Annotated in this window: 21 protein-coding genes; 12 read left to right on the forward strand and 9 right to left on the reverse strand. The window is 68.7% G+C overall.

Annotated features, from left to right (window positions below; translation table 11 throughout):
• Nucleotides 1-303: 303 nt before the first annotated feature.
• Nucleotides 304-2,463 carry an NAD(+) synthase gene (locus tag ACW17W_RS00090; RefSeq protein ID WP_492078169.1) on the forward strand — a complete coding sequence of 720 codons (2,160 nt, stop codon included), beginning with the start codon at nt 304-306 and terminating at the stop codon, nt 2,461-2,463.
• 180 nt (nt 2,464-2,643) lie between these two features.
• Here ACW17W_RS00090 and ACW17W_RS00095 read toward each other — a convergent pair whose 3' ends face one another.
• Entirely contained in the window at nt 2,644-3,480 is an 837-nt protein-coding gene (locus ACW17W_RS00095; protein ID WP_492078171.1) for a hypothetical protein, read from the reverse strand.
• 153 nt (nt 3,481-3,633) lie between these two features.
• Between ACW17W_RS00095 and obgE the strand changes: the two genes are divergently transcribed.
• The 8 genes from obgE to ACW17W_RS00135 all read left to right on the forward strand — a co-directional run bounded on the left by obgE (nt 3,634) and on the right by ACW17W_RS00135 (nt 11,242).
• Complete coding sequence (gene obgE, locus ACW17W_RS00100; protein ID WP_492078173.1) at nt 3,634-4,683, forward strand: GTPase ObgE; 1,050 nt, start codon at nt 3,634-3,636, stop codon at nt 4,681-4,683.
• A 244-nt stretch (nt 4,684-4,927) separates the two neighbouring features.
• Nucleotides 4,928-5,503 carry a nicotinate-nucleotide adenylyltransferase gene (locus ACW17W_RS00105; RefSeq protein WP_492080337.1) on the forward strand — a complete coding sequence of 192 codons (576 nt, stop codon included), beginning with the start codon at nt 4,928-4,930 and terminating at the stop codon, nt 5,501-5,503.
• 161 nt (nt 5,504-5,664) lie between these two features.
• Nucleotides 5,665-6,075, forward strand: a complete 411-nt coding sequence (gene rsfS / locus ACW17W_RS00110) for a ribosome silencing factor (RefSeq protein WP_492080338.1) — start codon at nt 5,665-5,667, stop codon at nt 6,073-6,075.
• A 72-nt stretch (nt 6,076-6,147) separates the two neighbouring features.
• The gene (gene rlmH, locus ACW17W_RS00115) at nt 6,148-6,612 is read left to right on the forward strand and encodes a 23S rRNA (pseudouridine(1915)-N(3))-methyltransferase RlmH (protein ID WP_492078174.1); all 465 of its coding nucleotides are present in this window, start codon (nt 6,148-6,150) and stop codon (nt 6,610-6,612) included.
• Complete coding sequence (locus ACW17W_RS00120; protein WP_492078176.1) at nt 6,613-7,686, forward strand: murein hydrolase activator EnvC family protein; 1,074 nt, start codon at nt 6,613-6,615, stop codon at nt 7,684-7,686.
• Between the two features lie 172 nt (nt 7,687-7,858).
• A complete protein-coding gene (locus ACW17W_RS00125) occupies nt 7,859-9,271 on the forward strand; it encodes a S41 family peptidase (RefSeq protein ID WP_492078178.1) in 1,413 nt (470 codons plus the stop codon).
• Between the two features lie 173 nt (nt 9,272-9,444).
• Nucleotides 9,445-10,644 (forward strand): divergent polysaccharide deacetylase family protein, encoded by a 1,200-nt coding sequence (locus ACW17W_RS00130; RefSeq protein ID WP_492078180.1) that lies wholly within the window; start codon nt 9,445-9,447, stop codon nt 10,642-10,644.
• 112 nt (nt 10,645-10,756) lie between these two features.
• Nucleotides 10,757-11,242 carry an RNA pyrophosphohydrolase gene (locus ACW17W_RS00135; protein ID WP_492078182.1) on the forward strand — a complete coding sequence of 162 codons (486 nt, stop codon included), beginning with the start codon at nt 10,757-10,759 and terminating at the stop codon, nt 11,240-11,242.
• 13 nt (nt 11,243-11,255) lie between these two features.
• Here ACW17W_RS00135 and ACW17W_RS00140 read toward each other — a convergent pair whose 3' ends face one another.
• From ACW17W_RS00140 to ACW17W_RS00175, 8 genes are all read right to left on the reverse strand, one after another.
• Nucleotides 11,256-11,579: a DMT family transporter gene (locus ACW17W_RS00140; RefSeq protein ID WP_492078184.1), complete on the reverse strand. Its 324-nt coding sequence runs from the start codon at nt 11,577-11,579 to the stop codon at nt 11,256-11,258.
• Nucleotides 11,580-11,723: 144 nt separating this feature from the next.
• On the reverse strand, nt 11,724-12,194 hold the full coding sequence (locus ACW17W_RS00145) for a hypothetical protein (RefSeq protein WP_492078186.1): 471 nt from the start codon (nt 12,192-12,194) through the stop codon (nt 11,724-11,726).
• 149 nt (nt 12,195-12,343) lie between these two features.
• On the reverse strand, nt 12,344-12,613 hold the full coding sequence (locus ACW17W_RS00150) for an ATP synthase F1 subunit epsilon (protein ID WP_492078188.1): 270 nt from the start codon (nt 12,611-12,613) through the stop codon (nt 12,344-12,346).
• A gap of 3 nt (nt 12,614-12,616) precedes the next feature.
• Nucleotides 12,617-14,155, reverse strand: coding sequence for a F0F1 ATP synthase subunit beta (atpD, locus tag ACW17W_RS00155; protein ID WP_492078190.1), 1,539 nt, complete (start codon nt 14,153-14,155; stop codon nt 12,617-12,619).
• A gap of 40 nt (nt 14,156-14,195) precedes the next feature.
• Nucleotides 14,196-14,420, reverse strand: a complete 225-nt coding sequence (locus tag ACW17W_RS00160) for a hypothetical protein (RefSeq protein WP_492078191.1) — start codon at nt 14,418-14,420, stop codon at nt 14,196-14,198.
• Nucleotides 14,421-14,461: 41 nt separating this feature from the next.
• Nucleotides 14,462-15,340, reverse strand: coding sequence for a F0F1 ATP synthase subunit gamma (locus ACW17W_RS00165; protein WP_492078193.1), 879 nt, complete (start codon nt 15,338-15,340; stop codon nt 14,462-14,464).
• 32 nt (nt 15,341-15,372) lie between these two features.
• A complete protein-coding gene (gene atpA, locus ACW17W_RS00170; RefSeq protein ID WP_492078195.1) occupies nt 15,373-16,905 on the reverse strand; it encodes a F0F1 ATP synthase subunit alpha in 1,533 nt (510 codons plus the stop codon).
• A 69-nt stretch (nt 16,906-16,974) separates the two neighbouring features.
• Complete coding sequence (locus ACW17W_RS00175; RefSeq protein WP_492078197.1) at nt 16,975-17,529, reverse strand: F0F1 ATP synthase subunit delta; 555 nt, start codon at nt 17,527-17,529, stop codon at nt 16,975-16,977.
• A gap of 277 nt (nt 17,530-17,806) precedes the next feature.
• Between ACW17W_RS00175 and ACW17W_RS00180 the strand changes: the two genes are divergently transcribed.
• The 3 genes from ACW17W_RS00180 (at nt 17,807) to ACW17W_RS00190 (ending at nt 20,472) form a co-directional block, all read left to right on the forward strand.
• Nucleotides 17,807-18,715, forward strand: coding sequence for an endonuclease/exonuclease/phosphatase family protein (locus ACW17W_RS00180; RefSeq protein WP_492078199.1), 909 nt, complete (start codon nt 17,807-17,809; stop codon nt 18,713-18,715).
• Nucleotides 18,716-18,812: 97 nt separating this feature from the next.
• Nucleotides 18,813-19,658: a TerC family protein gene (locus tag ACW17W_RS00185; protein WP_492078201.1), complete on the forward strand. Its 846-nt coding sequence runs from the start codon at nt 18,813-18,815 to the stop codon at nt 19,656-19,658.
• A gap of 4 nt (nt 19,659-19,662) precedes the next feature.
• A complete protein-coding gene (locus ACW17W_RS00190; RefSeq protein WP_492078203.1) occupies nt 19,663-20,472 on the forward strand; it encodes a glutaminyl-peptide cyclotransferase in 810 nt (269 codons plus the stop codon).
• Nucleotides 20,473-20,745: the final 273 nt, after the last annotated feature.

Consider the following 20,745-nt stretch of genomic DNA (forward strand, 5'->3'; position numbering starts at 1 on the left):
GATGCGACCGCCGGAAAACACCGTTCCTGCCGGTCGCATCGGTCGCTTCGCCAGAGCCGGACCGACCGGTCGCGCCCGGACCCCGCGAACCGACCGATTATAAGGCCGCCGGGGAGGGATGTTGGTCCAGCGCCGCGAGTTTCGCGCAAGACGCTGAAAAGACTGGATCGGGAGGGGGTCTTCCATGATGGCTGGCGCGGGCGTCGTCGAGAGGACGGGAGATTCACGCGGCCTTTGGCGTCTTCCGGTGCAGACTGATAGAAGGACACCGTCACGTCCTGTCCGGACGCGCGGAACGCCACGATGCCAGAGACCCACGCCTTCCACTCGCCCCGCACCCACGGCTTCGTCCGCGTCGCCGCCGCGACCCCGGTCGTGCACATCGCCGACCCGAAGGCCAATGCGGCGGAACACGAGGCCCTGATCCGTCAGGCGGGCGAGCAGGGCGTCGACCTGATCGTCTTCCCCGAACTGTCGCTGAGTGGCTACGCCATCGACGACCTGCACATGCAGGCGGCCCTGCTGGACGAGGTGGAGCGCCAGATCGGCGTGCTGGCCCGGGTCACAGAAGATGACGGGGCAGTGGCTGTGATCGGGGCCCCGATCCGCCACGGCGACGCCCTGTTCAACTGCGCCGTGGTGATCGGCGGGGGCGAGGTGCTGGGGGTCGTGCCCAAGACCTATCTGCCGAACTATCGGGAATATTACGAGAAGCGCTGGTTCGCTCCGGCGACGGCCCGCAGCGAGGACACGCTGATCCTCAATGGCGAGACGGTGGATTTCGCGCCCGGGCTGATCTTCGAAGCCGACAACCGGCCTGGCTTCGTCTTCGCCGTCGAGGTCTGCGAGGATTTCTGGGCGCCCCTGCCGCCCTCGACCCGGGCGGCGCTGGCGGGCGCCCGCATCCTGCTGAACCTGTCGGCCTCGAACATCGTCATCGGCAAGGCCGACGAGCGGGCCATGCTGAGCGCCAGCCAGTCTTCGCGGACAATCTCGGCCTATGTCTTCACCGCCTCGGGCTGGGGCGAGAGCACCACCGACCTGGCCTGGGACGGTCAGGCGACGATCCACGAACTCGGCGCGAAACTGGCCGAGGGCGAGCGGTTCGCCCTGACGTCGCACCTGACGATCGCCGATGTCGACGTCGACCGGATCGGGCTTGACCGGCTGAGGAACGGCACCTTTTCCGAATGCGTCCGCAACGAGGGCGAGGCGGCGACCGTCGTGCCGTTCGAGGCGCGCGATATTCCTCCCCCCCTGGGGGAGGGGGACCGCCCGAAGGGTGGTGGAAGGGGCCAACCCCAGACACCGTCCTTGCGGTCAGCCCCCTCCACCGCTTCGCGGTCCCCCTCCCCCAATGGGGGAGGATTGAGAAGGCCCCTCGACCGCTTCCCGTTCGTGCCGGACGATCCGGCGCGGCTGGATCAGGACTGCTATGAGGCGTTCAACATCCAGGTCCAGGGCCTGATGCGGCGCCTGAAATCCACGGGGTCGAAAAAGATCGTCATCGGCGTCTCGGGCGGGCTGGATTCGACCCAGGCCCTGCTGGTCGCCTGTCGCGCCTTCGACCGGCTGGAGATGCCGAGGACCGGCATTCTGGCCTATACCATGCCCGGCTTCGCGACGTCGGACGGCACGAAGTCCAACGCCTGGGCCCTGATGAAGGCGCTGGGCGTGACGGGCGCCGAACTGGACATCCGACCCGCCGCCGAACAGATGCTGAAGGACATCGGCCATCCGTTCGCGGACGGTCAGCCGGTCCACGACATCACCTTCGAGAATGTGCAGGCGGGCCTGCGCACCGACTATCTGTTCCGGCTGGCCAACCAGAACGGCGGCTTCGTGCTGGGGACCGGCGACCTGTCGGAACTGGCCCTGGGCTGGGCCACCTATGGCGTCGGCGACCATATGAGCCACTACAACGTCAACGGCGGGGTGGCGAAAACCCTGATCCGGCATCTGATCCGCTGGGTGGCGGCCAAAGAGTATGGCAGCGAGCCCGAAGGCGGCGCCGCCCGGGTGCTGCAGGCCATTCTGGACACGGAGATTTCGCCCGAACTGGTGCCCGCCGGCGCCGACGGAAAGATCCAGTCGACCGAGGCGACGGTCGGCCCCTATGCCCTGAACGACTTCTTCCTGTTCTATATCAGCCGGTTCGGACTGAAGCCGTCCAAGGTGGCCTATCTGGCCCATCAGGCCTGGGGCGATGCGACGACCGGCCACTGGCCGGTGAATACCCCGGACGCCGAGAAGCTCGACTACGATCTGGCGACGATCAAACACTGGCTGCGGAAATTCCTGATCCGCTTCTTCCAGACCAGCCAGTTCAAACGGTCGGCCCTGCCCAACGGACCCAAGGTGGTGACCGGCGGCTCGCTGAGCCCGCGCGGCGACTGGCGCGCGCCCTCGGACGGCAATGCCCGGGTCTGGCTGGACGAGCTGGACGCGAACGTCCCGGATTGAGGGGATTGTCCTTCCTGTCCGTCATCCCCGGGCTTGACCCGAGGATCGGAGGCGGGGTCTGGCGGGGCGGGAGGAGAGGGGTTCGGTGACGGGCCCTCTGCCCCCCTGCATACGAATGCGGATCGCCCGGCCCTCGGGTCAAGCCCGAGGGTGACGGGGTGCAGGTCGTGCGGCGCGGCGTCAGGCCGCGACGGCGACCGGGGCGGCGGGCATGCCGCCGGCGGCGAAACTGATCTGCTGGGCCAGTTGACCGAGCGCCTTTTCGGCGTCCTCGACGTCCTTGCGGCCCTCCTCGCCCTTCGCCTTCGCCGCCTCGGCGACCTTCTGCAGGATGTCCTTCAGCGTCTTCGCGAGATCGCGCGCCTGTTTGAGGAAATTCTCGGCGTCGGCGGCTTCGGCCTTTCTCGCCTCCCGGTCGCGCTCGCGGGCCTGAACCTCCGGCGAGGACTGGACCTGGCGATAGAGCTCGGCGGCGCGGGCGGCGGCGGTCCGGGGCTTTTCCTCCTGTCCGGCGGCTGTCGCCGGGCCTTTTTCAGCGCCCGCGCCATCGCCCCCTGCAACGTCGGTCCCCGCGTCGCCGGCGACGACCTCGCCCCCGGCTTTGTCGTCTTCAGCCCCGGCGGCGTCGTCAGCAGGGGCGCCGGCGTCAGCAGGGGCAGCGGCCGGGGACGTTGCGGCGCCGGCCTCGACCCCGCCGCCCGAGCCGGCGGCGCCCGCATAGGCCTTTACCGCCGCCGACAGTTCGCGCGACAGGGCGGCGATCTGGCGGGCGGTCCCGGCGGGATCCATGGAGGCCGTCATCTTCAGCATCCGGATCCGTTCCTTGATCTGCTCCAGCTTGCGCCGCGCCATCTCCTTCTGGATGTCTTTCGCCGAGGTCCGGGCCTGTTTCAGGGTCTCGACGGCCTGTTCGGCCGCCTTCAGCTTCGCCTCGCGCCGCTTTTCGACGGCCTCGGCGCGCGCCTCTGCGGCGGCGGCGAGGCCGGCAAGGGGCGCAGCACTGGCGGCGACGGTCATCATGTCCGGACGATAGGCCCGGCAGGCTTAGGACGCGGTAAACGACTCAGAATCGGACCCTGCCTGTAAATCGCCGCGCTCATCGGCTATAGGGCCTGCGCTCAAACAGCGCGCGACCGCGTCGCGCGCGTTAGCGCCCCAAGAAGTCCCGCGATGAAATTCCTCGACCAGGCCAAGATCTATATTCGCTCCGGCAATGGCGGGGCGGGCTCCGTCTCGTTCCGGCGCGAGAAATTCATTCCCAATGGCGGGCCGGACGGCGGTGACGGCGGCAATGGCGGCTCGGTCTGGATCGAGGCGGTCGAGGGGCTGAACACCCTGATCGACTATCGCTACCAGCAGCATTTCAAGGCCCCGACCGGGGCCCACGGCCAGGGCCGCCAGATGCATGGCGGCAAGGGCGAGGACGTGGTGCTGAAGGTGCCCGTCGGCACCCAGGTGCTGGACGAGGACAAGGAAACGGTCCTGCTGGACATGGACGAGGCGGGCAAGCTGGAATGCCTGCTGCGCGGCGGCAACGGCGGCTGGGGCAATGTGCGCTTCAAGGGGCCGGTCAACCAGGCGCCGCGCTTCGCCAACCCCGGTCAGGACGGTCAGGAGCGCTGGATCTGGCTGAGGCTGAAGCTGATCGCCGACATCGGTCTGGCGGGCCTGCCCAATGCCGGCAAGTCGACCTTCCTCGCCGCCGCCTCGGCCGCGCGGCCCAAGATCGCCGACTATCCCTTCACCACCCTGGCCCCCAATCTCGGGATGGTGGACCTGAGCCCTTCGGAGCGGTTCGTCATCGCCGACATCCCCGGCCTGATCGAGGGGGCGTCGGAAGGCGCCGGTCTGGGGACGCGGTTCCTCGGCCACGTTGAACGCTCGGCCTCCCTGATCCATCTGGTCGACGGGACCCAGGACGACGTCGCCGGGGCTTACCGCATCATTCGCGGCGAGCTGGACGCCTATGGCGAGGGTCTGGCGGAAAAGGTCGAGATCCTGGCCCTGAACAAGATCGACGCCCTGTCGCCGGACGAACGCGAGGAGAAGGCCGCAGAGCTGGAGGCCGTCGCCGGCCGTCGGCCCATGCTGGTCTCCGGCGTCTCGGGCGAAGGGGTGCCGGAGCTGCTCCGGGCCGCCTGGGCCGAGGTGCGCAAGACGCGCGGCGAAATCGACCAGGACGGCCGCGTCGTCGACCAGTCCGGAGACTGGGCCCCGTAGGGCGAAATCGCACGCGCCGGACGCCCTCCGGCCCGGCCCGGCGCTCGCTCCGGCTGGGGGCCCGCGAGCCCGGCGCCAATATTGTCAGGACAAGGCGGTTCCGCCGTGTTAGCGCAACGCTGAGCAAAAGCGTCATCCGAAGCCTCCCGAGCGCGTCTTGTCCTTCTTCCATGCCGGTCCCGCGCCCAAGGCCTCCGGTCCCCGTTCGGGGGCCCTGAGGGATGGGCTGGACCTGAGGCCGGGCATGGCGGTCGGGCTGTTCGGCGGCTCCTTCAATCCGGCGCATGACGGCCATCTGCACGTCGCCGAAACGGCGCTGAACCGGCTGGGGCTGGACCGGGTGGTCTGGCTGGTCTCGCCGCAGAACCCGCTGAAGGGCCGTCAGGAGACGGCGCCGCTGGACGCCCGCATGGCCTCGGCGCGGGAGTGGGCGAAGGGGCCGTCGATGATCGTCTCGGACGTCGAGACGCGGATGGGCACGGCCTGGACCATCGACACCCTGAGGGCGATCCGGGCCCGCCATCCCGGGGTGCATTTCGTCTGGCTGATGGGATCGGACAATCTGGAGAGTTTCCACCGCTGGCGCGGCTGGACCGACATCATGCGGATGATGCCGGTGGCCGTGATCGCCCGGCCCGGATCGATGCTGGAGAGCCGGTCCGCCCCGGCCGCGCGCCGCTTCGCGTCCTGGCGGGTGTCGGAGGCCGAGGCGCGGCTGCTGCCGACCCTGACGGCGCCGGCCTGGACCTATCTGACCGCGCCGCTGAACCGCAGTTCCTCGACCGCCCTGCGGGCCGCCGGCCGTCACGCGAAGTCGTGAAGGCGGGCGCCGGCGCCGGACGGGTGACCTCCGGGCCGATCCGTGATAGGCTCCCGCTTTAGGAACACTCCCGGAGCCCTCCGCTGACCCCCTCGACCGCGTACGACGCGCAAGACGAAGCCGTTTCCAACTCGGCGCACGAACGGGACGGCTTCGCGCCGATCCACGATGAAGACGGGGACTCCGAGACAGGCTTCGACGGTCCGCGCGCGCCCCTGCCGGCGGGCCTGACCGACCTCGAGAACGCCATCCTGGCCAAGCTGGACGACGACAAGGCCCAGGACCTGGTCCTGATCGACCTGCGCGGCAAGTCGCCGATGGCCGACACCATGATCGTGGCCTCGGGCCGGTCCCACCGCCATGTCGGCGCCCTGGCCGACCACCTGCTGCGCACGCTGAAAGACCACGGCCTGGGCAAGGTCAAGGTCGAGGGCCTGCCGCACTGCGACTGGGTGCTGATCGACGCCGGCGACGTGATCATCCACCTGTTCCGCCCCGAGGTCCGCGTCTTCTACAATATCGAGAAGATCTGGGCCGTCGACAGCGCCCACCGCGGCGCCGGCGCCGCCTGATCCCGCGAAGGGTTTCGCGATGAGCGCGCCCTCAAGTCGTCGCGCTCCGCGAGCGCGACACAGGGCAGGAATATGAAACTGGCCGTCGTCGCGATCGGCAAGGCCGGGCGCGGACCGGAGGCCGTGCTGGCGGCCGACTACGCCTCGCGCGCCACCCTGGCCGGGCGGGCGCTGGGCCTCGGCCCGCTGGAGCTCGTCGATCTCGAACCCAGAAAGACCGGCAAGGCGCCCGAGGCCGAGCTTCTGCTGGCCGCCGCAGAAGGCGCGCATCTGATCGCCTGCGATGAACGGGGAAAGACCTATGGCAGCCGCGCCTTCGCCGACCATATCGCGGGACTGCGGGACCGGGGCGAGCGGAAGCTTGTCTTCGTCATCGGCGGGGCCGACGGGCTGGACCGGAGGGTGCTGGACGCCGCCGCCTCGACCCTGGCCTTCGGGCCCCAGACCTGGCCGCACGCCCTGGCGCGGGCCATGCTGGCCGAACAGCTGTATCGGGCCGTGACCATCCTGGCCGGATCGCCCTATCATCGCGACTGAATGAAGCGATTCCTGATCCTGTGCGGCGTTGCAGCGCTGGCGGCCACCCCGGCCGTCGGCCAGCGCACGCCTGCGCCCGATGGCGAACTGCCGGGGCTTCAGGCCGAATATCGCGACGAACAGGTGCGGGCGCGGCGGCTGCGCGCCGATGCGGTGGAGGCGGCCGGCGAACTGGCCGCGCTCAACCGCCAGCTCGCCGGCCTGCAACGCGACCAGAGCACGGACGACGCCCAGATCGCGGCCCAGAGGGCGCGGCTGGACCTGCTGGGCCGGCGCGAGGCGGAACTGGTCGCGGTCCTGTCCCGGGCCCGGGCGGGACAGGGACGACTGCTGTCCGCCCTGCAGATGATGAGCCGCCAGCCGCCGCCGCCGCTGCTGATCCCGGCCGACCGCGCCGTGGACACGGTGCGGGCCGCCATCCTGATGCGGGCCATGGCCCCGGAGCTGGAGCGTCGGGCGCAGACCGTCGTGGCCCAGCAACAGGAGATCGCGCGGATCCGTCGTCTGGCGGTGCTGTCGTCGGAGCGGCTGCTGACCACCGACAGCGCCCAGACCGATCGACGCTCGGAGATCGAGCAACTGAGCCGCAGGAAGTCCGCCCTGACCGCCGTGCTGCGCGCCGACGCCGAGCGCAGCGAACGGGCGGCCCGGGTGCTGGAAGCCCGGATCCGGGCCCTGGGCGGACAGCCCGCGCCCCTGGGCGAGATCGGGGATGCGACGGCCGTGGCCACCCGGCTGCCGGGCGGGCGGTCGCGCCTGTCGCCGCCGACGGCCGGCTCTCCGGTGAAGTCCGCCAATGGCCTGATCTGGCGCGGCTCGGCCCAGGCGGTCTCTGCGCCGGCCGACGCCGTGGTCGACTATGCCGGGCCGCTCAGCGGCTGGGGCCAGGTGGTGATCCTGGATCTCGGGCCGGGCTGGCGGGCGGTGCTGACCGGGCTGGATACCGTGTCGGTGACGGCCGGGGCGCGGGTCGCCGACGGTCAGGCCCTGGGCCGGTCCGGCGAGGACGGCGAGGTCTATTTCGAGCTGCGTCGCGCCGACCGCCCGATCGATCCGCGGCCGTGGCTGGACTGACCGGTCATGACCTGGGGGCCGCGAGAGCGTATGGGGCCGAAAAGCCTTTGCATTCCCGGCGGACGCTGATTTTATCCGGATCGGGCGCCGCGCCGGATTTCGGCCGCACGCGCGCGACATCTTCCCCCATGCCGGGCGGCCGAAAGAACGGGCGACCCGCGAAAGAGATTGAATGCGTAGACTGTTTCTCGCCGGCGGCGCCGCCCTGGCCCTCCTCGCCGGCGGCGTCGGCCTGTCGGCCATGGCGCCCCAGACCCCGCGCAACGAAACCTTCCGGATGCTGCAGCTGTTCGGCGACGTGCTGGGCGTGGTCGAACAGGCCTATGTGGTGCCCGTCGACAACAAGAAGCTGATCGAGGCGGCCCTGGCCGGCATGATGACGGCCCTGGACCCCCATTCCAACTATCTGGCGCCGGACGGCTTCTCCGAGCTTCAGGAACGCACCACCGGCGCCTATTCCGGCGTCGGCCTGACCATCACGGCCGAGGGCGGGCTGGTGAAGGTCATCTCCCCCATGGACGGCGGTCCGGCCGCCCGGGCAGGGGTCCAGGCGGGCGACGTCATTTCGGCCATCAACGGCCAGAACGCCGCCGGCCTGACGGTGACGGGCGCTTCCGAGAAGCTGCGGGGGGCCATGGGCACCACCGTCACCGTGACCTTCCTGCGGGACGGTGAGGAGCCGCGCGAGGTCGTCCTGACGCGCGAGGTCATCAAGATCGAATCGGTCACCGGCCGGCTGGAGGGCGAGTTCGGCTATATCCGCGTCTCGACCTTCAACGAGAACACCGGTCGCGAACTGGGCGAGGTCATCGCCCGGCTGAGGGCGGAGAAGCCGGGGCTGAAGGGTTTTGTGCTGGACCTGCGCAACAACGGCGGCGGACTGTTGACGGCGGCGATCGACGTTTCGGACGCCTTCCTCGAACGCGGCGAGATCGTCAGCCAGCGCGGCAGGAAGCCGGAACAGATCGAACGCTACGCCGCCAAGCCCGGCGACCTGACCGGCGGCCTGCCGGTGGTGGTGCTGATCAACTACGGCTCGGCCTCGGCCTCCGAGATCGTCGCCGGCGCCCTGAAGGATCAGGAACGGGCGACCCTCGTCGGGCTGACCAGTTTCGGCAAGGGCTCGGTGCAGACGGTGATCCCGCTGAATCAGGGCCGCGACGGCGCCCTGTCGATCACCACGGCGCGCTACTACACCCCCTCCGGCGCCTCGATCCAGAAGATCGGCATCGAGCCGGATCTGGAGGTGGCGCGCACCGAGGCCGAGGCGAAGATCGTGTCGCGATCCAGCTTCATCTATTCCGAGGCCGCCTACGCCACGGCCCTGGACGCCTCCATCGGGGCCGAACGCAAGGGCGCCCACACGCCGCGCGAAGCGCCGGGTCCGGACTTCGACAAGGAGAAGGACTATCAGCTGGAACGGGCCCTGGACGTGCTCCGCGCCGGCGGCGACCTGACCCGTCTCTCCGCCGCGCCCGCCGGGATCATCGTCACCGATCCGGAGGCGAAGCCGCACGCCAACGACGACGCCGCGCCCGTCCCCGAGGCCCGTCCGGAACCGGAGGCGCAGCCGCAACGTCGCTGACGCCGTCCGTCCCCGGAGACGACGCGCTGCAGGCCGGCGGTCGCCGTCTGTCAGACGCCCTCGCCGGCGAACATGGCTAACGGCGCGTTAGGCTTTCTTAACCCCGGCCCGGCACAGTGACGCCTGAAGGGGACCGTCTGCGGTCCCTCCGTTCCCGAGCGTCCGTCCCGCACATGTTCGCCAAGCGCCAGTCCGTTCTCGCCGCCACCGCCGGAGCCGCCCCGCCCGCCCGTGGACGGCCGGGTTTCGCCCCGATCCTCGCCGTCCTGAAGCGTCCGCCCGTCGCCGTGGGCGCCGCCGGCCTGTTGCTGCTGGGCGCCGTGGCCCTGTTCCTGACGGTGCTGGGCGATCCGACGGCAGGGGTGCCGTCGGCGCGCGCCGAGCTCAACCGGCCCGCCCCCGTCGCCGAGCCGGGCCCCAGCGGTCTGGACGCCTTCAGCATGGGCGCCTTCGGCCCCTATCAGGATCTGGGCGTCGATCCGTCGTCCGATCCCTTCGCCCTCGGCGGAGCGTCGGGCGGAGAGGCCCTGATCACCCTGCCGGACGGCACGACGGTGGCCGGCTCCGGCGGCGGCCTGACCGCACCGCGTCTGGCGGCCAGCCCCCTGCCCGCCGCCCCGATCGCCGGCCTCAGCCAGCCGGGCCCCAACGGTCCCCTGCCCAGGATCGCGCCCGACGGCCGCGCCCCGGCCCAGACCTATGCCCGCCCGTTCCAGCCCAATGGCAAACCCCGTGTGGCCCTGATCGTCGGCGGCCTGGGCCTGAACGCCGTCACTACCCGCGCCGCCATCGAGCGTCTGCCGGCCGACGTGACCCTGTCCTTCGTCCCCTATGCCGAGGGCCTTCAGGGCTGGATCGACCTGGCCCGGGCCCAGGGCCATGAGGTGATGATCGAGATCCCGATGGAGCCCTCGGGCTATCCCGACAATGATCCGGGACCCCAGACCCTGCTGTCCTCGGCCACCCCTGATGATGTGGCGGTGAAGATGAACTGGCTGCTGGGTCGCGCCGTCGGATATTTCGGCGTCACCAACTATCTGGGCGACCGGTTCGTGACCTCGGACGCCGGCATGAACGCCTTCCTCGGCGTGCTGCGTCAGCGGGGACTGGCCTTCCTGGACGACGGCATGGCCCGGCGCCGCACCGGGGCCTGGTCGCGCGCCAGCGCCGACGCCGTCATCGACGAGGTCCAGACCCCGGCCGCCGTCGTCGCCCGGCTGAATGCGCTGGAGGCCTCGGCGAAGTCTCGCGGCGCGGCGCTGGGAACCGGCTTCAGCTATCCCGTCACGGTCGAGGCCGCCGCCCGCTGGACCGCCGGTCTGGAGGCCCGCGGCCTGCAACTGGCCCCGGCGTCGTCGATGACGCGCCGATAGAACAGTGAATAGTGGCTGGTGATTAGTGGTTGCAGGTCCAACGACCGGTCGCGACCGTGTATCGCTGCGTGTGACGCAACACTCACCAACCACTGGCCACTAGTCACTCCCGATGACCACCGACCTCTCCCTCTACCGCCCCAACGTCGGCGTCGTGCTGTTCAATCGCCACGGCAAGGTCTGGTACGGCCGTCGCGCCGGGACGGGGGGGCCGCTTAACTGGCAGTTTCCGCAGGGCGGCGTCGACAGGGGCGAGGACCTGGAGGCCGCCGCCCGGCGCGAGCTGCAGGAAGAAACCGGCGTGGTCTCGGCCGAGTTGATCGGTCGGACCGAAGGCGAGATCCTGTATGACTTTCCCGCCGCCCTGATGGCGCAACACCGGCGCGAGGGCCGCAAGCCCTGGAATGGTCAGCGGCAGATGTGGTTCGCCTTCCGCTTTACCGGCGACGACCGCGAGATCGACCTGAACCAGCATGAGGAGGTCGAGTTCGACGACTGGCGCTGGGGCGATCTGTCGGAGGCCTGCGACCTGATCGTGCCGTTCAAACGCGCGGCCTATGAACAGGTGGTGGCGGCGTTCGCCGGGCTGGCGGCCTGAGACCCTTACAGGTTCACGCCCCCGGGCTGGTCAGCTTCATCAGAATCAGGCCCGAGACGATCAGGAGCGCCGCCACGACCCGCCCCGGACTCAGGGCCTCGCCCAGCACGGCCGCCCCGATCACAAAGGCCCCTACGGCGCCGATTCCGGTCCAGATTGTATATGCAGTTCCCAGCGGCAGGGTCTTCATCGACCAGGCCAGCAGGGCGAAGCTGGCGATCATGGCGACGATGGTGATGACGGACGCGACGGGTTTCGAGAACCCCCCAGACGCCTTCATAAAATAGGCCCAGACCACTTCCAGCAGTCCGGCCGTGATGAGTGTGAACCAGGCCATCAGGCGCCTCTCTCAAAAGGCCGGGCCGTCCCGGTCTTGAGAGCCGCGCCGCCGGAGGTCGGCGGGCGGGCGGGGACGTGGCCCCGTCGTCGGCCCTTATCTAGGTCGCCGGTCGGCCGGGTCAAGCCGCCCGGTCTTGCGTCGTCATGGCGCGGACGTACCTGAAATGGTCATCAGGATCGATCCGCGATCGCCGCGCAAATAGCCCACATGGGCTTTGCGTCCACCCGACAGGCGGCGCTCGAAGGCGCCCGTCACGACGCCGGGGCGAAAGCCCCTCGCGCGGAGCCAGGCCGCGATCGGCTCGGTCGCGCCGGGCCACTGGTTGATCACCAGACTGCAGCCTGTGGAAGAGTGAAGCAGGTTGATGAGCGGCGCCGCCCCGTGGTTCACGGGATGGAGCCAACGCTCCGCGTCGTGTTCGCTGCGTGCAAAGCCAGGAGGGATAGCGGAACGCGTCCCGTCGCCCGCGCGGGCCAGACAGTATCGCATTGCCGCCTCGACGGCTGGCATGTGCGCCGGTGGCGCGGTGAGGGCGCGCAAGGACGGCAGGGAGGGCCTCTGGCCGGCGGCGGTCACGGCAAGCGCGGCGACAAGCGGGACAAGGCTGGTCATGCCGTCACACTGCGCACCCGGACAGGAGCCGGCAACTGACGGTTTCCGACCCTTCAGGGCCGAGGACGGCGGCAAGTGATCGCCGGGCCGACGATCGCGGCGGCGGCGGCCAGACCAAGAACGACGCCCGGCCCGGCCATGCGAGTCTCTTAGGCCGCAGCGACTTCCACGGCCTGTTCGGCCAGGATGGTCAGGCCTTCGGGGGTGACGTCGGCGAAACCGCCGTGGACCTCGAAGCGACGACGGGCCGAACCGTCATGGACGGTGACCACGCCCTCGCGCAGGGCCGTCATGAAGGGCGCGTGCTGGGGCAGGACGCCGAAGTCGCCCTCGACGCCCGGCGCATCGACCTGATCGACGAGGCCGTGAAAGACCTCGCGTTCAGGCGCGACCAGCGAGAAGTTCAGCTTTCCGGCCATGGATCAGGCGTCCGCCGCCATCTTGGCGGCCTTCTCGACGGCTTCCTCGACGGCGCCGACCATGTAGAAGGCGGCTTCGGGCAGATGGTCGTATTCGCCGGCGACGATGCCCTTGAACGAGCGGATCGTGTCGGCCAGTTCGACGAACTTGCCGGGCGAGTTGGTGAACTGTTCGGCCACGAAGAAGGGCTGGGACAGGAAGCGCTGGATCTTGCGGGCGCGCGAGACGATCAGCTTGTCGTCTTCCGACAGTTCATCCATGCCGAGGATGGCGATGATGTCCTTCAGCCCCTTGTACTGCTGCAGGACTTCCTGGACCGAACGGGCGACACGGTAGTGTTCCTCGCCGATGACCAGCGGGTCCATGATCCGCGAGGTCGAGTCCAGGGGATCGACGGCGGGGAAGATGGCCTGGGCGGCGATGTCGCGGTTCAGAACCGTGGTCGCGTCCAGGTGGGCGAAGGAGGCGGCGGGCGCCGGGTCGGTCAGGTCGTCGGCGGGGACGTAGATGGCCTGGACCGAGGTGATCGAGCCCTTCTTGGTCGAGGTGATCCGCTCCTGCAGATTGCCCATCTCCGTCGCCAGGGTCGGCTGATAGCCCACGGCCGAGGGGATGCGGCCCAGCAGGGCGGACACTTCCGAACCCGCCTGGGTGAAGCGGAAGATGTTGTCGACGAACAGCAGCACGTCCTTGCCTTCCTCGTCGCGGAAGTACTCGGCGATCGACAGGCCGGTCAGGGCGACGCGGGCGCGGGCGCCGGGAGGCTCGTTCATCTGGCCGTAGACGAGGGCGCATTTGGAGCCCTCGGTCGAGCCGTTGTTCTTGGCCGGGTCCACGTTCACGTTGGACTCGATCATCTCGTGATACAGGTCGTTGCCCTCGCGGGTGCGTTCACCCACGCCGGCCAGAACCGAATAACCGCCGTAGGCCTTGGCGATGTTGTTGATCAGCTCCTGCATGGTCACGGTCTTGCCCACGCCGGCGCCGCCGAACAGGCCGATCTTGCCGCCCTTGGTATAGGGGCACATCAGGTCGATGACCTTGATGCCCGTGACGAGGATCTCGGCCGAGGTCGACTGTTCCTCGAAGCTGGGGGCTTCCTTGTGGATCGGGCGGTATTCCGTGGTCTGGATCGGGCCGGCCTCGTCGATCGGCTGGCCGACGACGTTCATGATGCGGCCCAGCGTGCCCGGACCGACCGGGGCCTGGATCGAGGAGCCGGTGTCGACCACGGCCTGGCCGCGGGTCAGGCCCTCGGTCGTGTCCATCGAGATGGTGCGGACCATGTTCTCGCCGAGGTGCTGGGCGACTTCCAGCACCAGGGTGAAGGGCTCGCCCGTCTTCTGGTCGATGTTCTGGGTCTGCAGGGCGTTCAGGATCGCCGGCAGCTGGCCCTCGAACTCCACGTCAACGACGGCGCCGATGACCTGGGCGATCTTGCCCGTGCCGCGCGCGGCGACCGGGGTCTGGGATTTCGGAGCGGCCTTGGCGGCGGCGGGCTTCCGGGCGGCGGGTTTCTTGGCGGCGACGGTGTCGGTCATGCGATGCGGCTTCTTTGCGGATAGTCTTGTCAGAAAAGGATCAGGCTTCGACGAGGTCGAGGCGGCGTTCGATGCGGGTCAGGCGGTCCTCGACACGGTCGAGGCGGGCGCCCTGGCCGGCGTACTGGGTCTGCAACTCGCCCACATGGATCTCGACCGACGTCAGCCGCGTCTTGATGTCCATCAGGTCGAGACGCATCTCGTCCTGCCCCTTGCGGAGGTATTTCAGGTGTTCGAGCATGATGTGAGCGACATCGTCGGTCACGGCAGGTTCCTTTCGACCGGGCCAGGATAGCACGGTTTGGTTTAAAGCGCCTCGGCGCCGGCGATGATCTCGATCAGCTCGGTGGTGATCTGGGCCTGGCGCTTGCGGTTGTACTGCAGCGTCAGGGCGTTGATGAGGTCGCCCGCATTGCGCGTGGCGTTGTCCATCGCCGCCATCTGCGAGCCGAAGAAGCCCGCCTGGTTTTCATAGAGGGCCGCCAGCACCTGGGTGGTCAGGTTGCGCGGCAGCAGGGTCTCGAGGATTTCCTCTTCCGAGGGCTCGTATTCATAGACCGCGCCGTTCAGGTCGATCGGGGCGGCGTCCCCCTCGACCACGGCCGGGATCATCTGTTTGGCGGTCGGGACCTGGGAGATGACCGACCTGAACTGGCTGTAGAACAGGGTGACCACGTCGGCCTCGCCGTTCTCGAAGGCGTCGGCGATGAACTGGGCGACCGGCTGGGCGGCGGCCAGACCCAGCACCTTGTGCTCGCTGAGCTCGAAGGTGCGCACCACCCTGTCGCCGAACATCCGGGTCAGCTGATCGCGCGATTTCCGGCCGACGGCGACGATGCGGACATCCTTGCCGCTGGAAACCAGGCTGTTGATGCGCTCGCGGGCCGCGCGGACGATATTGGTCGAGAAGCCCCCGGCCAGACCCTTGTCCGCCGTGGCCACGATGACGAGGTGTTTGTGATCCCCGCCCGTGCCCGCCAGCAGTTTCGGCGCATCGGCGCCCGAGACGCCGGCCGCCAGATTGGCGATGACGGCGGCCATGCGTTTCGCATAGGGCCGGGCGTTCTCCGCCTGGTCCTGGGCGCGTTTCAGCTTGGCCGCAGCGACCATCTGCATGGCTTTCGTGATCTTCTGCGTCGCCTTGACGCTTCCGATCCGATTGCGCATTTCCTTGAGACTGGCCATCCGGCTCTACCTATTCAGCTTTCCGGTCGGGCTCAGGCGAAGGTCTTGACGAAGGCGGCCAGGACCTCCTTCAGCTCGGCCTCGAGCTCGGCGGTCAGGTCCTTCTTCGTGCGGATGCCTTCCAGCAGCGAGGCGTGGTTCGAGTGGACCCGCGCCAGCAGCTCCTTCTCGAAACGACCCACGTCAGCCGTGGCGATGCCGTCGATATAGCCGCGCGTGCCGGCATAGACCGAGACGACCTGCTCTTCCATCGCCAGCGGCGAGTATTGCGGCTGCTTCAGCAGCTCGGTCAGACGCTCGCCGCGGGCCAGCAGTTTCTGGGTCGAGGCGTCCAGGTCCGAGCCGAACTTGGCGAAGGCGGCCATTTCCCGGTACTGGGCCAGTTCGCCCTTGATGGTGCCGGCGACCTTCTTCATCGCCTTGGTCTGGGCCGAGGAGCCCACGCGCGACACCGAGATGCCGACGTTCACGGCCGGGCGGATGCCCTGGTAGAACAGGTCGGATTCCAGGAAGATCTGGCCGTCGGTGATCGAGATCACGTTCGTGGGGATATAGGCCGAGACGTCGTTGGCCTGGGTCTCGATCAGGGGCAGGGCGGTCAGCGAGCCCGAGCCATAGTCGGCGTTCAGCTTGGCCGAGCGCTCCAGCAGGCGGCTGTGCAGGTAGAAGACGTCGCCCGGATAGGCTTCGCGGCCCGGCGGACGGCGCAGCAGCAGGGACATCTGGCGATAGGCCACAGCCTGTTTGGACAGGTCGTCATAGACGATCAGGCCGTGCATGCCGTTGTCGCGGAAATACTCGCCCATGGCCGTGCCCGAGAAGGGGGCCAGGAACTGCAGCGGGGCCGGCTCGGACGCCGTGGCGGCCACGACGATGGTGTATTCCATCGCCCCGGCTTCCTCGAGGGTCTTGACGATCTGGGCGACGGTCGAGCGCTTCTGGCCGATGGCGACGTAGATGCAGTAGAGCTTGGCGCTCTCGTCGTCGGTCTTGTTGACGTTCTTCTGGTTCAGGATGGTGTCGATGGCGACGGCGGTCTTGCCGACCTGACGGTCGCCGATGATCAGTTCGCGCTGGCCGCGGCCGACAGGGATCAGGGTGTCGATGGCCTTCAGGCCGGTCTGCATCGGCTCGTGCACCGACTTGCGGGGGATGATGCCGGGAGCCTTGACGTCGACGCGGCGACGCTCGGTGAACTGGATCGGGCCCTTGCCGTCGATCGGCTCGCCCAGAGGGTTGACGACGCGGCCCAGCAGGCCCTTGCCGACCGGCACGTCCACGATCTCGCCCAGGCGGCGCACGTCGTCGCCCTCGGCGATCTGGGCGTCCGCGCCGAAGATCACGGCGCCGACATTGTCGCGCTCCAGGTTCAGGGCCATGCCCTTGACCCCGGCCTTGGTGAACTCGACCATTTCGCCGGCCTGGACATTGTCCAGACCGTGGATGCGGGCGATGCCGTCGCCGACGGACAGCACCTGGCCGACGTCGGAAACGTCGGCTTCCACGCCGAAGTTGGCGATCTGCGACTTGAGGATGGCCGAGATTTCAGCGGCGCGGATGTCCATGGCGGGCTCTCTGGTTTTCGTCTTCTGGGGCGACCCTGACGGGCCGCATATGCAAACGTGCGGAGCGCTTTACGCGCGCTTCAGGGCGAACTTGAGTTGGTCGAGCCGGGTCTTCAGCGAGGCGTCGAAAAGTTTCGAGCCGACCTTGACCTTCAGGCCGCCGAGCAGGGCGGGGTCGACCCGGGTGGTGATTTCCGGAGCCTTGCCCAGGGCCTGCATCAGGGCAGAGCGCACATGGGTGGTCTGGGCGGTCGTCAGGGGAACCGCAGAAACGACCTCGGCGGCGACGATGCCGGCGTGACGGGCGTACAGGGCCTCAAATCCCGCGATGACCGCCGTCAGATCGCGGGCGCGGCCGTTCTGGGCCAGCAGACCGAGGAAACGGATCGTGGTCGGATTGAATTCAGCCCTGGTGGCGACCGCCGTGAGGCCCTTGCCCTGATCGGCGGCGGAAATCACCGGCGACGAGGCGAGGCGACGCAGGTCGGCGCTGTCCAGCCAGGCGGCGCGCAGCGACTTCAGATCGGCGCGCACGGCGTCAAGAGTCGCCGTCTCCAGCGCCAGATCAAAAAGCGCCCGCGCATAGCGATCGCCGACTTCCGTCGTCCTGAAATCGTCAGCCAAAGGTCCGGGTCCGTTCGGTCAATACTCTAAAGCGAAAGCCGGTAGCGAGGTCGCACCGGCCAAAGGCTTGAATTGCTTCAGGAAAGCACGCAGGCGGCCGTTTCGCTCGAAACGCCCTCTGGAAGCCGGGCGCCTGATAGCATGGGCTTTTCCCCCTCGCAACATTGCGTGAAGGGCGACAGGGCCGCAGCCTGTCCAATGGACGCCTCTTTCCTTGTCTCACGCCGGTCATGCCGACGTGTGACATGATCTCCCATCCCCGCCGCCGAGAGTCGCGATGAAGCCCCGTCAACTCCTGATCGCCGCCGTGTTCGCTGCGCTGGCCTCTGCCGCCTGCGCTGGCCCGACCGAAGCCCGCGAGCCCGCGGCCGCATCCGGACCCCCGGCCGCCAGGACGGCCGGACCCGTCCGGCTGATGAGCTACAATATCCGCTATGACGCGCCGGACGACCGGCCGAACTGGTCGCAACGCCGGCCGCATATGGCGCGTCAGATCGCCTTCCTCGATCCCGACATCCTCGGGGTCCAGGAAGCCCTGGCCCCGATGGTCTCCTGGCTGGCCGAACAGGGTCCGGCCTATGACCACTATGGCGTCGGGCGGGACGATGGCGACCGGGCGGGCGAGACGACGACCCTGTTCTGGCGTCGCGACCGGTTCGAGAGACTCAGCACCCAGACCCTGTGGTGCTCGCCGACGCCGGACCGGCCCTCCCGGGGATGGGACGCCGCCCTGCCCCGCACGATCACGCGCGTCGTGCTGCGCGACCGGGCGGGCGGCGGGGTTCTGGACGTGCGCAATGCGCATTTCGACCATGTGGGAGCCATGGCCCGCGAACGCTGCGCCGAGCTGGCAGCCGATCTGGCGCCGGCGTCCGTCGGCGGCGTCAAGGCGGCGGTGGTGCTGATGGGCGATTTCAATACCGGCCCGGACACCGCTCCCTATCGCCGCATCCTCGCCTCCGGCCTGCGCGACGCCCGTGCGGTCAGTCCCGTGGTCTTCGGCCCGGCCGGCACCTACAATGACTTTGACGTGGCCCGGGACAACGATGGCGTCGCCATCGACCATCTGTTCGTCGGCCCGGGCCTGTCGGTGGAACGTTTTGCCGTCCTGACCGATTCCTTCGCCGGGCAGGTGATATCGGACCATTTCCCGCTGGTCGCGGACGTCGCCTTTGACGTCCCGTAGGGCCGGGGGGTGCGACATCGAGGCCTGCCAGACCTCTTGATCGCAAGTTGCAGCGGCCCTAGCGCTCGGGGCTGACGCCTTTCCACCGGGACATCTCATGTTCGACTTTACGCCCCTGTTCACCGATCCGACCGCCTGGGCGGCCCTGATCACCCTTGTGGTGATGGAGGTCGTGCTGGGGATCGACAATCTGATCTTCATCTCGATCCTGTCGAACAAGCTGCCGCCCGAGCACCGCCAGCGCACGCGGCGCATCGGTATCGGCCTGGCCCTGATCATGCGGCTGGGCCTCCTCGCCACCATCGGCTGGATCGTCGGCCTGACGGCGCCCGTGTTCGATCTGGGCCTGCAGGGCGCGGTGAACAGTCACGGCGAACCGGGCTTCGAGACCGCCTTCAGCTGGCGTGACCTGATCCTGATCGCCGGCGGCCTGTTCCTGATCTGGAAGGCGACCAAGGAAATCCACCACGCCACGGACGTCACCCCGTCCCACGACATGCTGGAGAAGAACAAGGCCGATGTGGTGATCTCCAACGTCGGTTCGGCCATTTTCCAGATCATCCTGCTGGACCTGGTCTTCTCGATCGACTCGATCCTGACCGCCGTCGGCATGACCGACCACGTCGTCATCATGATGATCGCCGTCGTCATCGCCGTCCTGACCATGCTGCTGGCCGCCGACCCCCTGGCCGAGTTCATCGACAAGAACCCGACCGTGGTCATGCTGGCCCTGGGCTTCCTGCTGATGATCGGCGCGGTCCTGATCGCCGATGGCTTTGGCGTCCATGTGCCCAAGGGCTATATCTATGCCGCCATGGCCTTCTCCGCGCTTGTCGAAGGGCTTAACATGCTGTCGCGCGGCGCATCCGCGCGGAAGGCCGCCGCCGAAAAGGCGCATCTGGACGCCCTGAATGATCGCGAGAAGGCCGAACCCGGAGTTTAGCGCCATGACCCGATCGAACCGCCGCTCCAGCTGGATCGGGGCGTTCGTCGGGTCGGTTCTGCTCCAGGCGGCCCCGGTCGCGGCCCAGACACCGGCGCCCGCAACAGCGCCGGCGCCGGTTTCCCGCTTCGGCTATGAGGTGGTGGCGACCTTTCCCCACGATCCCGGCGCCTTCACCCAGGGGCTGGTGATTGCCGACGGCGTGCTGACAGAGAGTACGGGCCGCCATCCCTCCAGCGTGCGGCGGGTGCGGCTGACGGATGGCGAAATTCTGACCCGTCGCGATCTCGACCCCGCCCTGTTCGGCGAAGGCCTGACGGTCATGGGCGAGCGGGCCTTCAGCCTGACCTGGACGGACGGCAAGATCTTCGTCTGGAACGCCGCCGATCTGACGCTTCTCGGCGAATACCCTCTGGCCGGTCAGGGATGGGGCCTGACCCATGACGGGACGCGGCTGATCCTGTCGGATGGCGAGCCGCGCCTGCGGTTCCTCGATCCTGCGACCCTGGCGGAAACGGCTTCGGTCCCGGTCACGATCAACGGCCGGCCGCTGGGCCGGTTGAACGAGCTGGAATTCATCGACGGCGAGGTCTGGGCCAATATCTGGCAGACCGACTTCATCGTCCGCATCGACCCGGCGACGGGCCATGTGACCGGCGTCATCGACCTGACCGGCCTGCTGCCGGCCCCGGAGGTGCGCGATCCGAACGATGACGTTCTCAACGGGATCGCCTGGGACGCGGACCACAGGCGGCTGTTCGTCACCGGCAAGAACTGGCCGAAGCTGTTTGAGATCAAGGTGGTGGCCAGGTAGCGATATCCGCCGGGGTCGCCGGGCGCGCCGGCGAACGAGGACGGCGGATCCGCCGCCGCGATGGAGAGGGGGTCGCCCGCACCGGATCCAGGGGCCGCGATACCGGGCCGACGACGGGCCCTCAATGCGCCCGCACTGATGACGACGGCCGGCCGCCTGCCGGGAGACGCGGCCTCCTGAACGAGAGACAGTCGCGCCCGGCTTCCGTTACACGGTGTTACGCTTGGAAACGCGCGGGACACAGGCTGCGGCCAGGCCTGTGGCAGTGTGAGC

The organism is Brevundimonas sp. FV1ye29L, from assembly GCF_058681095.1.